The sequence below is a fragment of the Paenibacillus sp. NPDC093718 genome (assembly GCF_050279985.1).
Lineage (GTDB): Bacteria > Bacillota > Bacilli > Paenibacillales > Paenibacillaceae > Paenibacillus_AQ.
In genome coordinates this window covers 394,814-413,224 of the sequence record NZ_JBNNUS010000001.1, presented here as the reverse complement: position 1 = coordinate 413,224, position 18,411 = coordinate 394,814, and the positions used below count along the sequence as shown (strand labels likewise).

18 protein-coding genes are annotated in these 18,411 nt (G+C 49.6%); all 18 read left to right on the top strand.

Features of this window, described 5'->3' with window-relative positions; translation table 11 throughout:
* The first annotated feature begins 83 nt into the window (after positions 1–83).
* The 18 genes from rimP to dapG all read left to right on the top strand — a co-directional run bounded on the left by rimP (position 84) and on the right by dapG (position 18,340).
* Entirely contained in the window at positions 84–545 is a 462-nt protein-coding gene (gene rimP / locus ACQKPA_RS01985; RefSeq protein ID WP_427488947.1) for a ribosome maturation factor RimP, read from the top strand.
* A 32-nt stretch (positions 546–577) separates the two neighbouring features.
* A complete protein-coding gene (gene nusA / locus ACQKPA_RS01980) occupies positions 578–1,675 on the top strand; it encodes a transcription termination factor NusA (protein ID WP_071220118.1) in 1,098 nt (365 codons plus the stop codon).
* Positions 1,676–1,700: 25 nt separating this feature from the next.
* A complete protein-coding gene (gene rnpM, locus ACQKPA_RS01975) occupies positions 1,701–2,012 on the top strand; it encodes an RNase P modulator RnpM (RefSeq protein WP_053492673.1) in 312 nt (103 codons plus the stop codon).
* Positions 2,005–2,328, top strand: coding sequence for a YlxQ family RNA-binding protein (locus ACQKPA_RS01970; protein ID WP_181469797.1), 324 nt, complete (start codon positions 2,005–2,007; stop codon positions 2,326–2,328). Before rnpM ends, ACQKPA_RS01970 begins: the two co-directional genes overlap by 8 nt.
* Positions 2,321–4,981 (top strand): translation initiation factor IF-2, encoded by a 2,661-nt coding sequence (infB, locus tag ACQKPA_RS01965; protein ID WP_427488944.1) that lies wholly within the window; start codon positions 2,321–2,323, stop codon positions 4,979–4,981. Before ACQKPA_RS01970 ends, infB begins: the two co-directional genes overlap by 8 nt.
* A gap of 19 nt (positions 4,982–5,000) precedes the next feature.
* Positions 5,001–5,354 (top strand): 30S ribosome-binding factor RbfA, encoded by a 354-nt coding sequence (gene rbfA, locus ACQKPA_RS01960; RefSeq protein ID WP_071220121.1) that lies wholly within the window; start codon positions 5,001–5,003, stop codon positions 5,352–5,354.
* Between the two features lie 30 nt (positions 5,355–5,384).
* The gene (locus ACQKPA_RS01955; RefSeq protein WP_427488941.1) at positions 5,385–6,362 is read left to right on the top strand and encodes a DHH family phosphoesterase; all 978 of its coding nucleotides are present in this window, start codon (positions 5,385–5,387) and stop codon (positions 6,360–6,362) included.
* The gene (gene truB / locus ACQKPA_RS01950) at positions 6,359–7,270 is read left to right on the top strand and encodes a tRNA pseudouridine(55) synthase TruB (RefSeq protein ID WP_427488939.1); all 912 of its coding nucleotides are present in this window, start codon (positions 6,359–6,361) and stop codon (positions 7,268–7,270) included. Before ACQKPA_RS01955 ends, truB begins: the two co-directional genes overlap by 4 nt.
* A 35-nt stretch (positions 7,271–7,305) precedes the next feature.
* Positions 7,306–8,259: a bifunctional riboflavin kinase/FAD synthetase gene (locus ACQKPA_RS01945; RefSeq protein WP_427488937.1), complete on the top strand. Its 954-nt coding sequence runs from the start codon at positions 7,306–7,308 to the stop codon at positions 8,257–8,259.
* A gap of 165 nt (positions 8,260–8,424) precedes the next feature.
* Positions 8,425–8,694, top strand: a complete 270-nt coding sequence (rpsO, locus tag ACQKPA_RS01940; protein WP_006211281.1) for a 30S ribosomal protein S15 — start codon at positions 8,425–8,427, stop codon at positions 8,692–8,694.
* Positions 8,695–9,101: 407 nt separating this feature from the next.
* The gene (gene pnp, locus ACQKPA_RS01935) at positions 9,102–11,207 is read left to right on the top strand and encodes a polyribonucleotide nucleotidyltransferase (RefSeq protein ID WP_113058664.1); all 2,106 of its coding nucleotides are present in this window, start codon (positions 9,102–9,104) and stop codon (positions 11,205–11,207) included.
* 214 nt (positions 11,208–11,421) lie between these two features.
* The gene (locus tag ACQKPA_RS01930) at positions 11,422–12,414 is read left to right on the top strand and encodes a polysaccharide deacetylase family protein (protein ID WP_427488934.1); all 993 of its coding nucleotides are present in this window, start codon (positions 11,422–11,424) and stop codon (positions 12,412–12,414) included.
* A 91-nt stretch (positions 12,415–12,505) separates the two neighbouring features.
* Positions 12,506–13,774, top strand: coding sequence for a M16 family metallopeptidase (locus tag ACQKPA_RS01925; RefSeq protein ID WP_427488932.1), 1,269 nt, complete (start codon positions 12,506–12,508; stop codon positions 13,772–13,774).
* Positions 13,749–14,195 carry a dUTP diphosphatase gene (gene dut, locus ACQKPA_RS01920; protein ID WP_181469793.1) on the top strand — a complete coding sequence of 149 codons (447 nt, stop codon included), beginning with the start codon at positions 13,749–13,751 and terminating at the stop codon, positions 14,193–14,195. Before ACQKPA_RS01925 ends, dut begins: the two co-directional genes overlap by 26 nt.
* A 241-nt stretch (positions 14,196–14,436) precedes the next feature.
* A complete protein-coding gene (dpsA, locus tag ACQKPA_RS01915) occupies positions 14,437–15,333 on the top strand; it encodes a dipicolinate synthase subunit DpsA (protein WP_098746977.1) in 897 nt (298 codons plus the stop codon).
* The gene (locus ACQKPA_RS01910; RefSeq protein WP_071220129.1) at positions 15,334–15,924 is read left to right on the top strand and encodes a dipicolinate synthase subunit B; all 591 of its coding nucleotides are present in this window, start codon (positions 15,334–15,336) and stop codon (positions 15,922–15,924) included.
* 84 nt (positions 15,925–16,008) lie between these two features.
* A complete protein-coding gene (locus ACQKPA_RS01905) occupies positions 16,009–17,055 on the top strand; it encodes an aspartate-semialdehyde dehydrogenase (protein ID WP_427488929.1) in 1,047 nt (348 codons plus the stop codon).
* Positions 17,056–17,125: 70 nt separating this feature from the next.
* Complete coding sequence (gene dapG / locus ACQKPA_RS01900) at positions 17,126–18,340, top strand: aspartate kinase (protein WP_427488927.1); 1,215 nt, start codon at positions 17,126–17,128, stop codon at positions 18,338–18,340.
* Positions 18,341–18,411: the final 71 nt, after the last annotated feature.

Genomic DNA, 18,411 nt, shown 5'->3' with positions numbered 1-18,411 from the left:
GAGATAAAACCGTTGTGTAAAGAGTGGGGCAACCCACTCTTTACTCTTTGGTATATAGGAAATCAACTTGGAGGTTATGTTCTTTGAGCACATCAAAGATTAAAACGACTGTGGAAGAAATGGTGCAGCCGTATTTGGACGAACACGGCTTTGAACTGGTAGATGTGGAATACGTTAAGGAAGGAAGCAACTGGTTCTTGCGCGTGTTTGTTGATAAAGACGGCGGCATTGACATTGACGATTGCGGTTTAATCAGTGAATACCTGAGCCAGAAGCTGGACGAGAACGATCCGATCCCGACAGCTTATTTTCTTGAAGTCTCTTCTCCTGGCGCGGAACGTCCCCTGAAGAAAAAAGAGGATGTTACGAAGTCAGTCGGCAAGAACGTGTTTGTAACGGTATACGAGCCGATTAACGGGTTGAAAGAGTTTGAAGGCAAGCTGGAATCCTTTGATAACGAGGAGCTAGTCATTCAAACCGTCAAGAAACAGTACGTGATTCCATATGCAAAAGTAGCCAGTGCCAGATTGGCCATCATTTTTTAAACGGAAGTTTTGAAAGGGGGAACCGATTTTCAATGAGTATGGATTTTATTGAAGCGATGAATGAGTTGGAAAGAGAAAAGGGCATCAGTAAGGATGTGCTGTTTGAAGCCATTGAAGCGGCACTGATCTCGAGTTACAAGCGTAATTTCAACACGGCGCAAAATGTACGGGTCGACATGAATCGCAATACGGGTGTCATCAAGGTGTTCGCGCGGAAGCTGATTGTGGAAGAGGTGCTGGATCCGCGGACTGAAATTTCGCTGCATGCAGCCCGGGAAATCAATCCGCATTTTCAGATTGAAGATATAGCGGAAATCGAGGTTACGCCACGTGATTTTGGACGGATTGCAGCTCAAACGGCAAAGCAAGTTGTTACCCAGCGCATTAGAGAAGCCGAACGCGGCCTGATCTACAGCGCTTTTATTGACAAGGAAGATGATATCGTAACGGGTACGCTGCAGCGTCAAGATTTACGCAACATCTATATCGACCTTGGCAAGATCGAAGCGGCTCTGCCGCTTACCGAGCTTATGCCTAACGAAAAGTTCAAGCATGGCGACCGGATCAAAGCGTACATTACCAAGGTTGAGAACACCACCAAAGGGCCGCAGATTATGCTGTCCCGCACGCATCCGGGCCTCTTGAAGCGCCTGTTCGAGCTTGAAGTGCCGGAAATCTTTGACGGCGTTGTTGAAATTCGCTCGGTTGCGCGCGAAGCTGGATTCCGCTCCAAAATTGCGGTATTTTCCCGTAACGATGAAGTCGATCCGGTTGGCTCTTGCGTAGGACCTAAGGGTATGCGCGTACAGACGATTGTTAATGAGCTTCGCGGCGAAAAGATTGACATCGTGCGTTATTCCGATCAGGTTGAAGAATACGTGGCCAATGCGCTGAGCCCATCCAAAGTGCTTGAAGTTCAAGTGTTTGAAGATGAGAAGATGGCGCGTGTAATTGTTCCGGATTATCAACTCTCGCTTGCGATTGGGATCAAAGGCCAGAATGCTCGTCTCGCGGCGAAGCTGACAGGCTGGAAGATTGATATTAAGAGCGAAAGTCAGGCGGAGCAGGAATTTGGCAGACCGAAGTCCCAATCAGGTGAAATGCACCAGGATTCCGTCTCTGTCGATTAATTCCAAATGACAGGGGGTTGTCGTCTTGAAACAGAGAAAGATACCGCTGCGTAAATGTGTAGCGTGTCAGGAAATGATGCCGAAGAAAGAGCTTATCCGGATTGTTAGGACTCCCGAGGATGCTGTCCTGATCGATCTCACCGGCAAAAAGTCGGGGCGGGGAGCGTATTTATGCGGCAAAGTTTCCTGCTTCAAGCTGGCACACAAAAATAAAGCACTGGATCGCGCGTTGAAACAACATGTGAAGCCTGAGATCTATGAACAGTTGGCACAGGATTTCATCAAGGTGGAAGATGAATTCCTGGCTGCAAAAGAGAGTGCTGCCGATGATGAATAGGGCGCTTTCTCAGCTCGGCCTGGCCATGAGGGCAGGTAAGGTGGTTACCGGGGATGAGATCGTGCTCAAAGCCATCCGGTCTTCTGAAGCAAAATTGGTTATTCTGGCGGGTGACGCCTCAGTGAATACAACAAAGAAGATCCGCGATAAATGCGGTTCTTACAATATCCCTCTGGTAATCGGATTTGACCGGGAAAGTCTGGGCACAAGTGTAGGTAAACCCGAGCGGGTTGTGCTGGCAGTTACGGATCAAGGATTCGCAGAAATGATCTCCAAGAAACTGGAGACAATGTCGGAGGTGGAGTATATTGAGTAAACAGGAAAACAAAGACAATAAACTTCGAGTATACGAATATGCTAAATCGTTGAACATGAGCAGTAAAGAAATCATCACGATCCTTAAACGTTTGAACGTTCCGGTCAATAACCATATGAGCGTAATGGAAAACGATACGGTGTCCAAGGTCGAGCAGTTCTTTAAAGATATCAAATCGAATGCAGCAGCCAAGCGGGATAGTGGTGACGCTTCCCGAACCGAGAATCGTAAACCAGCGGTTTCCGGAGCCAATGCGGCTGCAACTGTATCCAATGCAAAAACAGAAGGCACTTCCGCTAGCGTAAGTGCCGAAAGCAACCGTAATGGGCAGGACGGTATGCGTAATTCAGGACAGAGAGCAACAGGACAACAAGGTCAAAGCCAGCCCAAAAAACAACAGGAAAAGCAGGTAGGTATGAATAGTAGAACGAATCAAAACACTCAGAATGCTTCAGGTTCCCAGCGTCCCCAAGGAGGACAGGATACCCGAAGAAATCAGTCTGGCTCCGCACAAGGAAGTCAGCAGAACAATCGTAGCCAAGCATCCAGACCAGGCGGCAGCACGCAGACCGGATCACGTCCTCAGGGCGGAGGTCAAGGCGGCGCACGTCCGCAAGGCAATAATCAAGGTGGATCGCGTCCGCAGGGCAGCAACAACCAAGGCGGAGCACGTCCACAGAGCAAGCCGGGTGGAACCGGAGGCGGATTCACAAGCTCCAATAACAACAACAGTAACAGCCAGAACCGCGGTTCCAGAAACAACAATAACAATCGTTCAGATTCCAAGCGTTTTGATGACAACAACCGTCAAGGTGGATTCCGTGGCAACAATCGCGGTGGAAAGAACAACCGTGGCCGGAATCAACATAATCAGCAGCCGCCTCGTGAGAAAATCGACAACACGCCGAAGAAAATTATCGTCCGTGGCAACATGACCGTCGGTGAAACGGCGAAGCTGCTTCACAAGGACGCTTCCGAAGTCATCAAGAAGCTGATTTTCCTCGGCGTGATGGCCACCATCAACCAGGAGCTGGATATCGATACGATTCTGTTGCTCGCTGGCGAATTCGGTGTTGAAGTCGAAGTGAAAATTCCGGTTGAGGAAGATCGTTTTGAGACCGTTGAAGAAAACGATGCTCCGGAAGAACTGAAAGAGCGTCCACCGGTTGTTACCATCATGGGTCACGTCGACCACGGTAAAACGACGCTGCTTGATGCGATCCGTTCCACGAACGTATCGAGTGGAGAAGCTGGCGGTATTACGCAGCATATCGGTGCTTATCAGGTCGAGATCAATAACAAGAAGATTACGTTCCTGGATACGCCAGGCCACGAAGCGTTTACGGCCATGCGTGCCCGTGGTGCGCAAGTTACGGATATGACGATCATCGTGGTTGCGGCTGACGACGGCGTGATGCCACAGACGGTCGAAGCGATTAACCATGCGAAAGCTGCAGGTTTGCCGATCATCGTTGCCGTAAACAAAATCGATAAACCTGATGCTAACCCGGATAAAGTCAAACAAGAATTGACGGAATACGAGTTAGTGCCTGAAGAGTGGGGCGGAGACACCATCTTCGTTAACGTTTCGGCGAAACAGCGGATGGGTCTGGAAGACTTGCTTGAAATGATTCTTCTGGTAGCAGAAGTGAATGAATATAAAGCAAACCCTGACAAACGCGCACGCGGCACTGTTATTGAGGCAGAGCTGGATAAAGGCAGAGGCCCGGTAGCACGCATTCTCGTTCAGCATGGTACATTGAAAGTGGGCGACGCCTTCGTAGCGGGGAACTGCTTTGGACGTATTCGTGCGATGGTGAACGATAAAGGCCGTCGATTAAAAGAAGCGGGTCCTTCAACGCCGGTTGAAATTACCGGTTTGACTGAAGTTCCAGGCGCCGGCGATCCGTTTATGGTGTTTGAAGATGAGCGTAAAGCGCGCAATATCGCTGATAAGCGTGCGATTACCCATCGTCAATCCGAGTTGAACACCAATACCCGCGTGACGCTGGATGATCTGTTCCAACACATTAAAGACGGTGAGATTAAAGATCTTAACGTGATTATCAAAGGTGACGTACAAGGTTCTGTTGAGGCACTGAAAGGTTCCTTGAACAAAATCGAGGTGGAAGGCGTTCGCGTCAAAATTATCCACAGCGGTGCCGGGGCAATCACGGAATCCGATATTATTTTGGCAGCTGCTTCCAACGCGATTGTTATCGGCTTTAACGTTCGTCCGGACGTTCAAGCGAAGCAAACCGCCGAGCAGGAAAAGGTTGATATTCGTCTGCACCGTGTAATATATAATGTAATCGAGGAAATTGAGCAAGCTATGAAGGGGATGCTCGATCCGGAGTACAAAGAAACCGTGATCGGTCATGCGGAAGTCCGCAACACCTTTAAAGTGAGCAAAGTGGGTACGATTGCAGGATGTATGGTGACATCCGGTAAAATTGCGCGTAACGCAGAAGTTCGCTTGATCCGTGACGGCATTGTCGTTCATGAAGGCAAGATCGATTCCCTCAAGCGCTTTAAAGATGACGCTAAAGAAGTGGCACAGGGTTATGAGTGCGGTATTACCTTGGCAAGCTATAGCGACGTCAAAGAAGGAGATGTAATCGAAGCCTTCATCATGGAGACGGTAGAGCGCTAACGAATGAGGTGATCAGACCATGGCAAAAATCAGAACTGGGCGCGTAGGCGAGCAGATTAAAAAAGAGCTCAGCCAACTGATCCAAACGGAGATGAAAGACCCAAGAATCGGTTTCATTACAGTGACCGGTGTTGATGTTACAAATGACCTGTCTCAAGCGAAGGTATACCTGAGCGTGCTCGGCGACGACGAGCAGAAGGCAGCTTCCTTAAAAGGGTTGGAGAAGGCAAGCGGCTTTCTCCGCTCCGAGCTGGGCAAGCGGATTCGACTCCGGCATGTGCCGGAGCTGATCTTCAAATTCGATGATTCCATTGCGTATGGCAGCCATATTGAGAAGCTGCTGACCGAAATCGTGGATCGCGAAGAGAAATAGAGTAGTTCGTTTTTATAAAGGAGAGGGCGAATGCAGACCTATGAACAAGAGCTGCAGCAGGTGAAGACATTTCTGCTGGAGCACGATGATTATTTGGTTGTGTCGCATGTTCAGCCCGATGGAGATGCAGTCAGTTCCACCCTTGCGGTGGGCTGGCTTCTCTCATGTCTGGGCAAGAAATTCACGATGATCAATGAGGGGCCCATTCCAAAACGCATGAAAATGTTGTGGCATGCAGAAGACATTCTCAATCTGTCTGAACAGCATCCTGGAAGAACGTTCTCACACGTCATTTGCGTGGATTGTGCGGATTTTGCTAGAGTAGGCTATACGAAACAAGTATTTGCCGATCATGCAAGCATCGTTAATATTGACCATCATCCAACAAATGATCGTTATGGAGCCGTCAACCTGGTCGTGCCGGAAGCGGCAGCAACCGCTGAAATCCTTTATGATTTGCTGAATTTGTTTGAAGTGAACTGGGATGCCGATATTGCAACGGCGATATATACGGGATTGTTAACGGATACCGGCGGTTTTCGTTATTCGAATACATCGCCCAAGGTCATGAGTATTGCTTCCGATCTGTTGTCCTATGGCGTCAACGGACCCGAGATTGCGGAAACGTTACTGGAGGAAATGACGCTTCCACAGATGAAGGTGCTGGTTCAGGCGTTAAACACGTTAAGTCTGTCGGATGACGGCAAAATAGCCTGGGTATACGTAACGCCTGAGTTTATGGAAATATGCGGCGCTGTTAGCGAGGATCTGGAGGGAATTGTCAATTACCCCCGCAACATTCAGGGAGTTGAAGTTGGCATTCTGTTCAAATCGCTGAAGTCCGGAATGGTCAAGGCGAGTTTGCGTTCAGCCGGAAAAGTGGATGTTGCGGCATTAGCCCAAATATTTGGAGGAGGCGGCCATGTGCGGGCAGCCGGTTGCAGCATTGAAGGCTCGCTTCATGACATCATCCCTAGAGTAATAGAGCAGGTGAGATTAAAGCTATGACGCAATTAGAAGGCATCTTGGCCGTCCACAAGCCGGCAGGCTGGACATCCCACGATGTGGTCGCGAAAGTTCGGGGAATGGTTCGTTTGAAGCGAATCGGACATACGGGCACGCTGGACCCCGAAGTAACGGGTGTGCTTCCATTATGCTTGGGGCGAGCCACACGAGTTGTGGAATACCTACAGGAACTGCCTAAAGAGTATCATGCGGTCCTCCGCCTCGGATATTCGACGGATACCGAGGATATTACAGGGAATGTAATGGAGACGGCAGATGATGTTCATGTGACAAGGGAGGAAGCGCTTGAAGCGCTGCAATCTTTTACAGGCCAGATCTCGCAGATCCCGCCCATGTTTTCCGCTGTCAAAATCAATGGTAAACGATTATACGAGCTTGCCAGAGAAGGGAAGACGGTGGAACGCAAGAGCCGGACGGTCACGATTCATGAAATCGAAATGACGGATTTTGATGCTGAAGGGGATTATACGGAAATTTCTTTCCGCGTATTATGCTCCAAAGGTACATACATCCGCACGCTTTGCGTGGATATCGGGAAGAAGCTCGGCGTGCCATCTGTCATGGTTAAGCTGGTGCGCACAGTATCAGCGGGAATCACGGAGGAGCAGTGCTTAACCCTGGAGCAAATTGAGCAGTTCATGAAGGATGATACGCTGCACACCCGGCTTGTTCCCGTGGATCAAGCGATTGATTATTTGCCGAAGCATACGGTTTCTGAAGAGAAAACCGATGCTGCCCTGCAAGGACAGCGCTTGTCCTCAAGAGCGGTGGAGCCGCCAGTTGACAGCTCGGAGCCTATTCGTTTGTATGATATAAAGGAAAACTTTCTGGGAATCTATAAGCGGCAAGAGGAGACAGGGGCTATCGTTCCTGTGAAAGTATTTTCCTAAGCACGACTGGATTTAGTGAGTGGAGGTGAGTAAGCATGAGGGTTGTTTCTTTATCCTATCCTGTATCTTCTGATATTGTACGAGAAGCTGCCGAGCCGAAGGTAGCTGCAATCGGCCAGTTTGACGGTCTTCACCTGGGACATGCCAGTGTGCTTTCGACGGCTGTTAATATTGCGCGGGAGAATGGAGTGCCGGCTGCACTCATTACCTTTTATCCTCATCCGAAAGACGTCATTGGTAAAGGGAGTTATGAGGGATATCTAACACCTCAGCCTGACAAGCAGCAGCTGCTTGAGACAATGGGTATCGATATTTTGTACGTTGTCGAGTTCAATAAGGAGTTCTCCCAGGTGAGTCCGGAAACGTTTGTTGAAGAAATGCTGTTTCCCTTGAATCTGCAAACGGCGGTTGTCGGATTTGATTTCCGGTTCGGCCATAAGGGCGCCGGTGACGCGGTCAAACTTCAGGAACTCGGCGAAGGCAGGATGTCTGTTGTTACGGTTCCACCGTTCCTGGTCGATGGCGAGAAGGTAGGAAGTTCATCCATACGGATTGCCTTGAAAACAGGACAGCTGTCGGATGCAAACCGCTGGCTCGGACGGAATTACCATATCCGCGGCACGGTTATTCATGGGGAGAAGCGGGGAAGAAAGATCGGTTTTCCTACTGCGAACCTGGAATTGACGGATCCGTTCGTGGCACCTGCATTAGGCGTCTATGCCGTCCGTGCCCGCACGGATAAGCATCACGACTGGATTCCGGGCGTCATGAACATCGGCGTGAAGCCGACGTTCCACGAAGGGATTACAGAACCGATCTTCGAGGTCCATCTGTTCGATTTTGAAGGGGATCTGTATGACCAGATCATGACGGTGGATATCGTTCAATATATCCGCAAGGAGCATAAATTCGAATCGGTTCAGGAGCTTGTGGAATGGATTCAGCGAGATGCCGTCGAGGCCCGCAAAATATTGAAAGTCAGTGAATAAACGGGTTGGGACAAATTGTTCGCAAACGGATTTTCTTTTTCAGGTAAAGTATGCTATACTCTTAGAGGTCGCCTGAAGATTGGGCGATTTTAACCTTGGCTTGGATGTTCGATCTCACCGTCGGTACCTGGGCCAATGGCGATTATAATGAGGGAGGTGAACAGGATGGCATTAACTCAAGAACGTAAACAACAACTGATTGACGAGCACAAAACTCATGAGTCCGATACAGGATCTCCAGAGGTGCAAATCGCTATCCTAACGGAAAACATTACGAACTTGACTGACCACTTGCGTACTCACAAGAAGGATCATCATTCCCGTCGTGGATTGTTGAAAATGGTCGGCCAACGCCGTAAGTTGCTTGCATACTTGAAAAACAAGGATGTTAAACGTTACAGTGCTTTGATCGAGAAGCTTGGATTGCGTCGCTAATCATCCATAAGATGTGCCGAAAACAGCCTGGTTGTCCACTGTCCTTCTTGGAACGACAGCGGCACAGCCGGGCTCTTTTCTAAGTATTGTACAATTTACCGTTTTCGAGCTTCCCCACAAAGTACTGCGTACGCTTCATAGCCTAAACTCCACTTTGTGGGGTTATCTTAATATAGATTCTTTATAGATTGTAGGCGTGGTCTGTTCGCTAAATTTCGCTTAATGGTATAACCAGGGGCAATCTATACGGAGAATGTTCTATACGGTTCGGGTTGTTCCTGTACATAGGTTTGCGATTTCGACCGTTTGGATGGCTCTGGTTAGGAAATGTGGACAGTGTTTTCAAAAGACATGCTGATGGTAGAAGAAGATTTCAAAAAAAATTTATCCCCATGAGGAGGGATTACATGGAAACACGTGTTGAAATGCAGCTTGGCGGAAGACCCCTCGTGTTCGAAACAGGGCGCCTTGCGAAGCAGGCAAATGCGGCTGTGATGGTTCGTTACGGCGAAACGGCAGTCCTGTGTACAGTGACAGCTTCCAGTGAACCGAAGGATTTGGATTTCTTTCCATTGACGGTCAACTATGAGGAGCGTCTGTACGCAGTCGGTAAAATTCCGGGTGGATTCATCAAACGCGAAGGCAGACCAAGCGAGAAAGCAATTCTTGCCAGCCGTCTGACAGACCGTCCGATTCGTCCGTTGTTCCCTGAAGGCTTCCGTAACGATGTACAGGTTCTGAATCTCGTGATGAGCGTAGATCAGGATTGCGAGCCGGAAATCGCGGCAATGATCGGTACTTCCGCTGCCTTGAGCATTTCGGATGTGCCTTTTAACGGCCCGATCGGCGGCGTAGCGGTTGGTCGCGTTGATGGCAAATTCGTGGTGAACCCGAATATTGCCGAGCAGGAAGCAAGTGATATCTATCTGGTCGTCGCCGGCACCAAAGATGCGATCATGATGGTTGAAGCCGAAGCGAACGAAGTTCCTGAGGAAGTCATGCTGGAAGCAATCATGTTCGGGCATGAGGAAATCAAGAAAATCGTAGCCAAGATCGAAGAACTCGTAGCCGCTTGCGGCAAAGAGAAAATGGCGGTTAAACTTCATGCGGTCAATGAAACGGTGAATCGTGAAGTGCGCGATTTCGCCGAAGCTCGTCTTGTTGAAGCCGTTCGCATTGAGGAGAAACATGCTCGCCAGGATGCGATTGACGCTATCAATGATGAAGCGTACACCGTATTTGAAGAGAAGTATATCGAGACTCCTGAGTTGTTGAAGGATGTTAAAGAGGTGCTTCACGATATCGTGAAGGAAGAAGTTCGACGTTTGATCACGCATGACAAGGTTCGTCCGGACGGTCGTGGTCTGTCTGAGATCCGCCCTATCGATTGCGATACCAGCCTGCTGCCTAGAACGCATGGTTCCGGTCTGTTTACGCGTGGACAAACCCAGGCTCTTAGCGTATGTACACTAGGTGCTCTTGGTGATGTACAGATTCTCGATGGAATCGATCTGGAAGAGACCAAGCGTTTCATGCACCATTACAACTTCCCGCCGTTCAGCGTAGGGGAAGCTCGTCCGCTTCGCGCTCCAGGCCGTCGTGAAATTGGTCACGGTGCACTTGGTGAACGTGCATTGTCGAAGGTCATTCCGAATGAAGTGGAATTCCCGTACACGATTCGCCTCGTGTCTGAAGTTATTGAATCGAATGGTTCGACTTCCCAAGCGAGTATTTGTGCAAGCACGCTTGCGATGATGGATGCAGGGGTACCGATCAAAGCACCTGTAGCCGGCGTGGCGATGGGCTTGATTAAAGACGGAGATCATGTTTCCATCTTGACCGATATTCAAGGGATGGAAGACCATCTCGGCGACATGGACTTCAAGGTTGCGGGGACACCTGACGGGGTTACTGCCATTCAGATGGATATCAAAATCGACGGTATTGACCGCGCGATTTTGCAGGAAGCACTGCAGCAGGCAAAAGAAGGACGGATGCATATCCTTGGAAAAATGGCAGAAGCCATTCAAAAGCCAAGAGAAACGTTGTCCCAGTATGCGCCTAAGATTATTACGATGCAGATTAATCCGGACAAAATTCGCGACGTGATTGGTGCCGGCGGCAAGATCATCAACAAAATCATCGAAGAAACCGGCGTGAAAATCGATATCGAGCAAGACGGCCGCGTGTTTATTGCATCCTCCAACGATGAGATGAACAAGAAGGCTCTTTCGATTATCGAAGGCATTGTGCGCGAGGTAGCTGTTGGCGAAATCTATACAGGTACTGTTAAACGGATTGAGAAATTCGGTGCATTCGTTGAAATCCTTCCTAACAAAGACGGGCTTGTTCATATCTCCCAGCTCTCGACTGAGCGCGTAGCGAAGGTTGAGGACGTGGTTGCAATCGGTGACGTCATTACCGTGAAGGTTACCGAAATCGACCAGCAAGGACGGATTAACCTGTCTCGCAAAGCGGTTTTGACTGCAGAAACAAACAAGAGCGGGTCTTAATCCGCGCTTTGTTTGTTTAACAGCATATAGATAGAAGGAAAAGAGGCAGAACCTATTATTCTGGCTCTTTTTTTTAATCATTACGGCTCGTGGGGTTCGTATGGCCTTGGACATGCACCTAAAAAGGCTTCACGGCGTAAGCATCACTTTGCGGCACATATTTCCTCCCGAACCTACATAAAATGGGACAAAGCTTCTCAAGGGGAGGGTGGATATGCCCATGAATGGAAAAAAGATGGTCGTGCTGCTAACCGGTGCCGCAATGGTGTCGGCTGTTGCTGTGTTCAGCGGGGCCTGGGGATATGTTTCGGGACTGCAGAATAAACCGGAGGCGCAGCTCGTAACCGGTTCAGAGAGGGCAGTAGAACTGGATTTATTGAGTCAAATCGAAGCCGCGGCGGCGAAGTCACGAATTGAGCCGGTGGATGCCAGGGTGGACTCCGTGTGGAAAGCGATACCCGGTTATAATGGACTCGAAATCGATATTGAGGCTACATACCAAGCAGCATCATCGAAAAAGCGAAAAGCCGGGGAAGCCATCCCTTACGTGTACCGGCAGATTCCGGCCAAAGTAACGCTTAATGATCTTGGAGATCAACCAATCTATCGGGGCAACCCCAACAAGCCCATGGTATCGCTGATGATTAACGTGGCCTGGGGGAATGAATTTCTGGTGCCGATGCTGGACACGCTGGATGCGGAGAAAGTGAAGACGACCTTTTTCCTGGATGGGAGCTGGTTGAAGAAGAACCCGGAGCTTGCCGGCGAAATTCTGAAACGAGGTCATGAGGTGGAGAATCATGCCTATACGCATCCGAACATGAGCCGCCTCAGCAGGGAACGGGCGGAGCTGGAAATCGCAAAGACGCAGGACCTGCTTAAAGAAAGTCTGGGCGTAGAAAATAAGTGGTTTGCACCGCCTTCCGGCGATTTTAATCAACAGACCGTATCCATCGCCAAGGCGAGGGGATTGAAGACGGTCCTATGGACGCTCGATACGGTTGATTGGAAGCATCCTGCACCAGATGCAGTCGTTCAGAAGATCTCCACGAAGGTGGAGCCGGGTTTCCTGATTTTGATGCATCCCACCGATTCCTCGTCCCAGGCGTTAAAGGGAATGATTGACGGAATACGTGCCAAAGGGCTGGAAATAGGAACCGTAAGCCAGACGCTTTCTCCTGAGCGAATCATGCCGAAAGGAAGTTGAGCCGCATGGTAAAGTTTGATAGAATGAATGGATGGCATGAGGCTGGTAATCAGCCAATGTGAGTCTGGATGGAACAGTTAGGGGGGCCCTCGTGAAAAAAATACAATTGTCTAACGGCCTAAGAGTGGTTATGGAGCAAATCCCGACAAGTCGTTCGGTTTCATTCGGTATTTGGGTGAAGACCGGATCCCGCAATGAATCGGAGGATATCAACGGGATTACGCATTTTATAGAGCACATGATGTTCAAAGGGACGGAGCGTTTTGACGCCCGTGCCATTGCTGAGGAATTTGATGCCATCGGCGGCAACGTCAATGCTTTTACGTCTAAGGAATATACGTGTTATTACGCCAAGGTGCTGGATGAGCATTTTCCGATTGCAGTTGACGTACTGTCCGACATGTTCTTCAACTCGAAGCTGGATGCGGGCGAGTTAGCCAAGGAGAAGAACGTCATTCTGGAAGAGATCGCGATGTATGAGGATACACCGGATGATCTGGTGCATGACCTGATGTCGTTATCGGCGTACGGCGATCACCCACTGGCTTATCCGATTCTGGGTACGAAGGAACGGCTTGAATCGATGGATTCACAAGCGCTGAGAGCTTACATGGATAAACACTATACCATTGAGAATACGGTAATCGCTCTGGCAGGCAACATCAATGATGATGTGATTGAATTATTGGAACGTCATTTTGGGGGCTTTTCCAATCACGGCATTTCCCAGCCGCTGGCCGTACCCGCCTTTTTGGACGGCGTTCAGTTCCGTAAGAAGAAAACAGAGCAGAATCATATCTGCATGTCGTTTCCCGGCTGCTCCATCGGAGACGAGCTTCAGTATGCAATGGTCCTGTTGAATAACGCCATTGGCGGCGGCATGAGTTCACGCTTGTTTCAGGAAATCCGGGAGAAGCGCGGACTGGCATACTCGGTATATTCATATCATAGTTCACACGCAGATAATGGGATGTTCACCATTTATGCAGGTACAGCGCCTAAGCAGACAAAGGAAGTCCTTGAGCTGACGACGGAAATGCTGCATGATCTGGCACAGAACGGGATGACGGAGGAAGAGCTGCGTAAAGGGAAGGAACAACTGAAGGGCAGTCTCATTCTAAGCTTGGAGAGCACGAGCAGCCGCATGAATCGCTTGGGTAAGAACGAATTGATGCTGGGCCGTCATTTCAGTCTGGATGAAATCATTAAGCGGATTGAACAGGTGGAGATGAAGGATGTCGACGCGGTTCTTGACCGTATGTTTGGGACTCCATATGCACTAGCGATGGTCGGAACTTCAGATAAAGCACTGAATGTACTTAGGAGGAATGAATTTGTTGCACTACGTTCAAATCAATAGATTGCCAGGTAATGAAGATGTCAAACTTCCCGTGAAAATGTCCGAGCTGGCGGCAGGCTTTGACCTGCACGCAGCAGTTGCGGAGCCGGTGGTTTTGAATCCAGGCGAGCGCCAATTAATCCCGACCGGTTTTGCGATTGCCATGCCGGCCGAGCTTGAAGCTCAAATCCGCCCGCGCAGCGGACTGGCTTACAAACATGGCATTACCTGCCTGAATTCTCCAGGTACGATTGATGCCGATTATCGCGGGGAAGTGAAGGTGCTGCTGGTGAATTTGGGACAAGAGCCATTTGCGATTGAGCGTAATGAGCGCATTGCCCAGATGGTGTTCAAAACCGTTCCGGCAGTAGAATTCATGGAAGTTGACGAGTTGTCCGACACCGTACGGGGTGCAGGCGGATTCGGTCATACCGGCAAATAAACCCAATCATGGATCAGTTAACGGTATCATCATCATCGTTTTACAAAGCACACCGCTCCGGCCTAGCCGGGCGGTGTTTTTTGCGTGAGTGTTCACGCAAAATGGATCCGGATCCGGCTTCGCCCTTAAAGCGGTGTTTATTGCGTTAAGGCGGTAGTTTAATTGAAATGCGCTCACCACCCTATAGGCGTCGGCATAAGATGGTTTATACATTGGTTAGAAGAAAGGAGCGAGGCCTTCCATGCTGACTGGAGTCCGGACCGTCTTTGTTGGAGGAGATGCAAGGCAAATTGAGGTCATACGAAAATGCGCTGAGATGGATGCCTCCGTCATGATCGCCGGGTTTGAGAAATTGCAGGATTCTTTTCAGGGAGTGACTCGCGAGCCGCTCACGCCAGAGCTGTTATCGAATGCCGATGCTCTGATCCTGCCTGTCGTGGGATGTGATGACGAGGGACGTGTCAGCGCGCTGTTCTCAGAAGGGCCATTGCGGCTGCAGGAGGAACATATCGCAGCGATGCCCGGACATGGAGTGATCTATACAGGCATGGCGAAACCCTATTTACGCTCGCTATGTGACAAATATAAGATCAAGCTGGTAGAGATTTTGGAGAGGGACGATGTGGCCATCTATAATTCCATTCCGACAGCGGAAGGTGCGCTGATGATGGCGATCCAAAACACGGATTTTACGATTCATGGATCAACCAGCATGGTGCTTGGCATGGGACGGACAGGGTTCACCATGGCTCGCAGCCTGCAAGGGCTGGGTGCCAAAATTCGGATGGGCGTACGCAAATCGGAGCACTATGCCAGAGCGGAGGAAATGGGCTGGAAGCCCTTCCTGGTAAGGGATCTGAGTTCTTATGTGTCGGATATTGACTTGCTTTTTAACACGATTCCAACTATGATAGTCACAGCACAAATCATCTCGAAAATGCCTCGGGAGGCTGTCATCATCGACCTTGCCTCCGCACCTGGCGGATGCGATTTTCGCTATGCTGAAAAACGGGGTATCAAAGCCATGCTCGCACCCGGACTACCCGGAATCGTGGCTCCAAAAACAGCCGGCATCATTATGGCCAACACGCTGGTGGAGCTGATTTCTGAAGAAATCAAGATTCGGGGGGATGCGTAGATGAATTGGAATGGAATAACAGTGGGTTATGCCCTGACAGGATCGCACTGCACGCTTGAAGAAGTGATGCCGCAGATCCAGCGGTTCAAAGATGGTGGAGCAAATGTGGTGCCGATTGTGTCCAGCACCATCATGACAACCGATACCCGATTCGGCACATCGGAGAATTGGCAGAAACAGTTGAAAGATATAACCGGGAATGATATTATTTCTACAATTGTGGAGGCGGAACCGCTGGGTCCATCCAAGCTTCTTGACGTTCTGGTTATCGCCCCATGCACGGGAAACACGACCAGCAAGCTGGCCAATGCGATGACTGACAGCCCTGTTTTAATGGCAGCCAAGGCGCAGATGAGAAATTGCAGACCGCTGGTTCTGGCGATTTCTACGAACGATGGCCTTGGGCTGAATGCGGCGAATATCGCTAAGCTGCTTGTAACGAAAAACATTTATTTTGTTCCTTACGGACAGGATAATCCGCAGCAGAAGCCTAATTCGCTTGTCGCCAAAATGGATTTGATTCCGGAAGCGTGTTATGCGGCTCTGGAAGGGAAACAGCTGCAGCCGATGATCGTAGAATATTCGCATTAACCGCGATATAGCCTTTTGAATAACAAGGGCATCATAGAAAAGTGCGACAGCCGCGGTTTCAATCATGAAGGGGAGTTTAACCAGATGACCGAGCATCTTTATAATGTGGCCGTTGTTGGAGCAACCGGCGCAGTCGGGCAACAGATTCTCAAGCTGTTGGAGTCGCGTCATTTTCCGATTGCTGAGTTAAAGCTGTTGTCCTCTGCAAGATCTGCCGGTAAAGCATTAAACTTCAAAGGCCAAGCGATCCTTGTGGAAGAAGCAACCCCGGACAGTTTTGCAGGAATCGATATCGCGCTGTTCAGTGCGGGCGGCGATGTGAGTAAGGCACTTGCGCCACATGCGGTACGCCATGGAGCGGTATGCATCGATAACACCAACGCATTCCGGATGGACCCGGATAAAGTGCTGGTCGTGCCGGAGGTTAACCCCGAGAAGATTGATGAACATAACGGTATTATTGCGAATCCGAATTGCTCAACGATTCAGATGGTAGCAGCGCTGAAGCCGCTTCATGACGCATACGGCATATCACGAATTATCGTTTCAACCTATCAAGCCGTTTCTGGCGCCGGACATCAAGCCATTGATGAATTGCTGCGCCAGAGCAAAGAGATTCTTGACGGCCAAAAGGTGCAGCCTGATATTTTACCTGTTGGATCGCTGCCTGTGAAGCATCAAATCGCCTTTAACGCGATTCCGCAGATCGATAAATTTACAGAGAATGGTTATACCTTGGAAGAAATGAAGATGGTCCGTGAGACCAAAAAAATTATGGGCGACGAATCCATCGAAGTGACGGCTACCTGTGTTCGTATTCCAGTCGTTAGCGGGCATTCGGAATCCGTGTACGTTGAATTCAAGAATGACTATGATCTGGAAGAAGTTCATCGACTTCTGTCGAATGCACCCGGTGTTACGCTGGTTGACGATCCAGCTGCACAATCGTATCCGCTTGCTACGGAAGCCGTGGGGAAACCGGATGTATTCGTAGGAAGGCTTCGCCGCGATCTGGGACATAAGCGTGGACTTAACATGTGGATCGTTTCAGATAATCTTCTGAAGGGTGCAGCATGGAATGCCGTGCAAATCGCAGAAATCATCGTCAACAAACGGAACGGCCAGGCTTAGTAGCCGGCCGTTTCAGTCGGTCGGCCCGAAATTTACGTCTCCTGGGCATATACAAACGGAGGAATATTTTATGCGCATCTTAGTTCAAAAATTCGGCGGCACCTCATTATCATCACCGCAAGCAAGAACCCATGTTATTGGGCACATCCAGCGCGAACTGGCTAATCACTACCAATTGGTTGTAGTCGTATCGGCAATGGGACGTCGTGGGGAGCCTTACGCAACAGACACTCTTCTGGACTGGATCGATCATAATGGGAACGCGCTTCCAGACAGAGAGCGGGATTTGCTGCTCTGCTGCGGTGAGATTATCTCAGCTACAACGCTGTGCAGTCTGCTTCAGCATGAAGGGATAACCGCGACGGTGCTGACGGGTGCCCAAGCCGGATTTCTTACAGACGATCACTTCGGAAATGCACGCATTAAGGACGTAAAACCTGAACGGGTTTTGAAAGAGCTGGAGTCTCATCAGGTCGTTATCGTGACCGGTTTCCAAGGGCAGACCGATTCGGGTGACTTTACGACGCTGGGGAGGGGCGGAAGCGATACATCAGCTACCGCGCTTGGAGCCGCGCTTCGCGCTGAAATGGTTGATATCTACACGGATGTCAACGGCATCCTTACGGCAGATCCCCGCATCGTCGAGGATGCGAAGCCGCTCAGCTATGTAAGCTATACGGAGATTTGCAATATGGCTCATCAAGGTGCGAAGGTTATTCATCCTAGAGCAGTTGAGATTGCCATGCAATCCCAAATTCCGGTCAGAGTGCGGTCAACCTTCTCGGATAATGAGGGAACACTGGTTACCCAGCCGGAAGGCTTCAGAGATATACAATCCGGTATCGTGGACCGCTTTGTGACGGGAGTTGCTTATGTAAGCAATATTACGCAAATCTCAGTGGAGTGCGATCGCACGGAAGGTCTTCAACTGAAGGTTTTCAAATCGATGGCGGAACATTCCATCAGCGTGGACTTTATTAATGTTACCCCTACAGGAGTCCTTTATACGGTGTTTGACAGCGATTCGGAGAAGGCGATTGAAGTGCTGCAGAGCCTGGATTTGAAACCAAAAAGCTTGTCCGGCTGTGCGAAGGTGTCCGTCATTGGCGGCGGCATCAACGGGGTTCCGGGCATCATGGCCAAAATCGTGGAATCCTTGAGCGAGCACGATATTCCGATTCTGCAATCGGCAGATTCGAACACAACGATCTGGGTGCTAGTGAAGAAGGAAGATATGGCTCAAGCGCTGCGCGCTTTGCATCACAAATTCGAACTTCACCGATAAGTGCCTGAGATGAATCTGTTCGTTAAACGTTTGATAGGAAATACTATATATTAAGATTACTTACGAAGGAA

Coding starts and splice junctions, on each gene's coding strand:
- rpsO (WP_006211281.1), top strand. CDS start 8,425: ATGGCATTAACTCAAGAACGTAAACAACAACTGATTGACGAGCACAAA.
- dpsA (WP_098746977.1), top strand. CDS start 14,437: ATGCTGACTGGAGTCCGGACCGTCTTTGTTGGAGGAGATGCAAGGCAA.
- rbfA (WP_071220121.1), top strand. CDS start 5,001: ATGGCAAAAATCAGAACTGGGCGCGTAGGCGAGCAGATTAAAAAAGAG.
- ACQKPA_RS01970 (WP_181469797.1), top strand. CDS start 2,005: ATGAATAGGGCGCTTTCTCAGCTCGGCCTGGCCATGAGGGCAGGTAAG.
- pnp (WP_113058664.1), top strand. CDS start 9,102: ATGGAAACACGTGTTGAAATGCAGCTTGGCGGAAGACCCCTCGTGTTC.
- nusA (WP_071220118.1), top strand. CDS start 578: ATGAGTATGGATTTTATTGAAGCGATGAATGAGTTGGAAAGAGAAAAG.
- ACQKPA_RS01910 (WP_071220129.1), top strand. CDS start 15,334: ATGAATTGGAATGGAATAACAGTGGGTTATGCCCTGACAGGATCGCAC.
- ACQKPA_RS01905 (WP_427488929.1), top strand. CDS start 16,009: ATGACCGAGCATCTTTATAATGTGGCCGTTGTTGGAGCAACCGGCGCA.
- ACQKPA_RS01955 (WP_427488941.1), top strand. CDS start 5,385: ATGCAGACCTATGAACAAGAGCTGCAGCAGGTGAAGACATTTCTGCTG.
- ACQKPA_RS01945 (WP_427488937.1), top strand. CDS start 7,306: ATGAGGGTTGTTTCTTTATCCTATCCTGTATCTTCTGATATTGTACGA.
- dapG (WP_427488927.1), top strand. CDS start 17,126: ATGCGCATCTTAGTTCAAAAATTCGGCGGCACCTCATTATCATCACCG.
- ACQKPA_RS01930 (WP_427488934.1), top strand. CDS start 11,422: ATGCCCATGAATGGAAAAAAGATGGTCGTGCTGCTAACCGGTGCCGCA.
- truB (WP_427488939.1), top strand. CDS start 6,359: ATGACGCAATTAGAAGGCATCTTGGCCGTCCACAAGCCGGCAGGCTGG.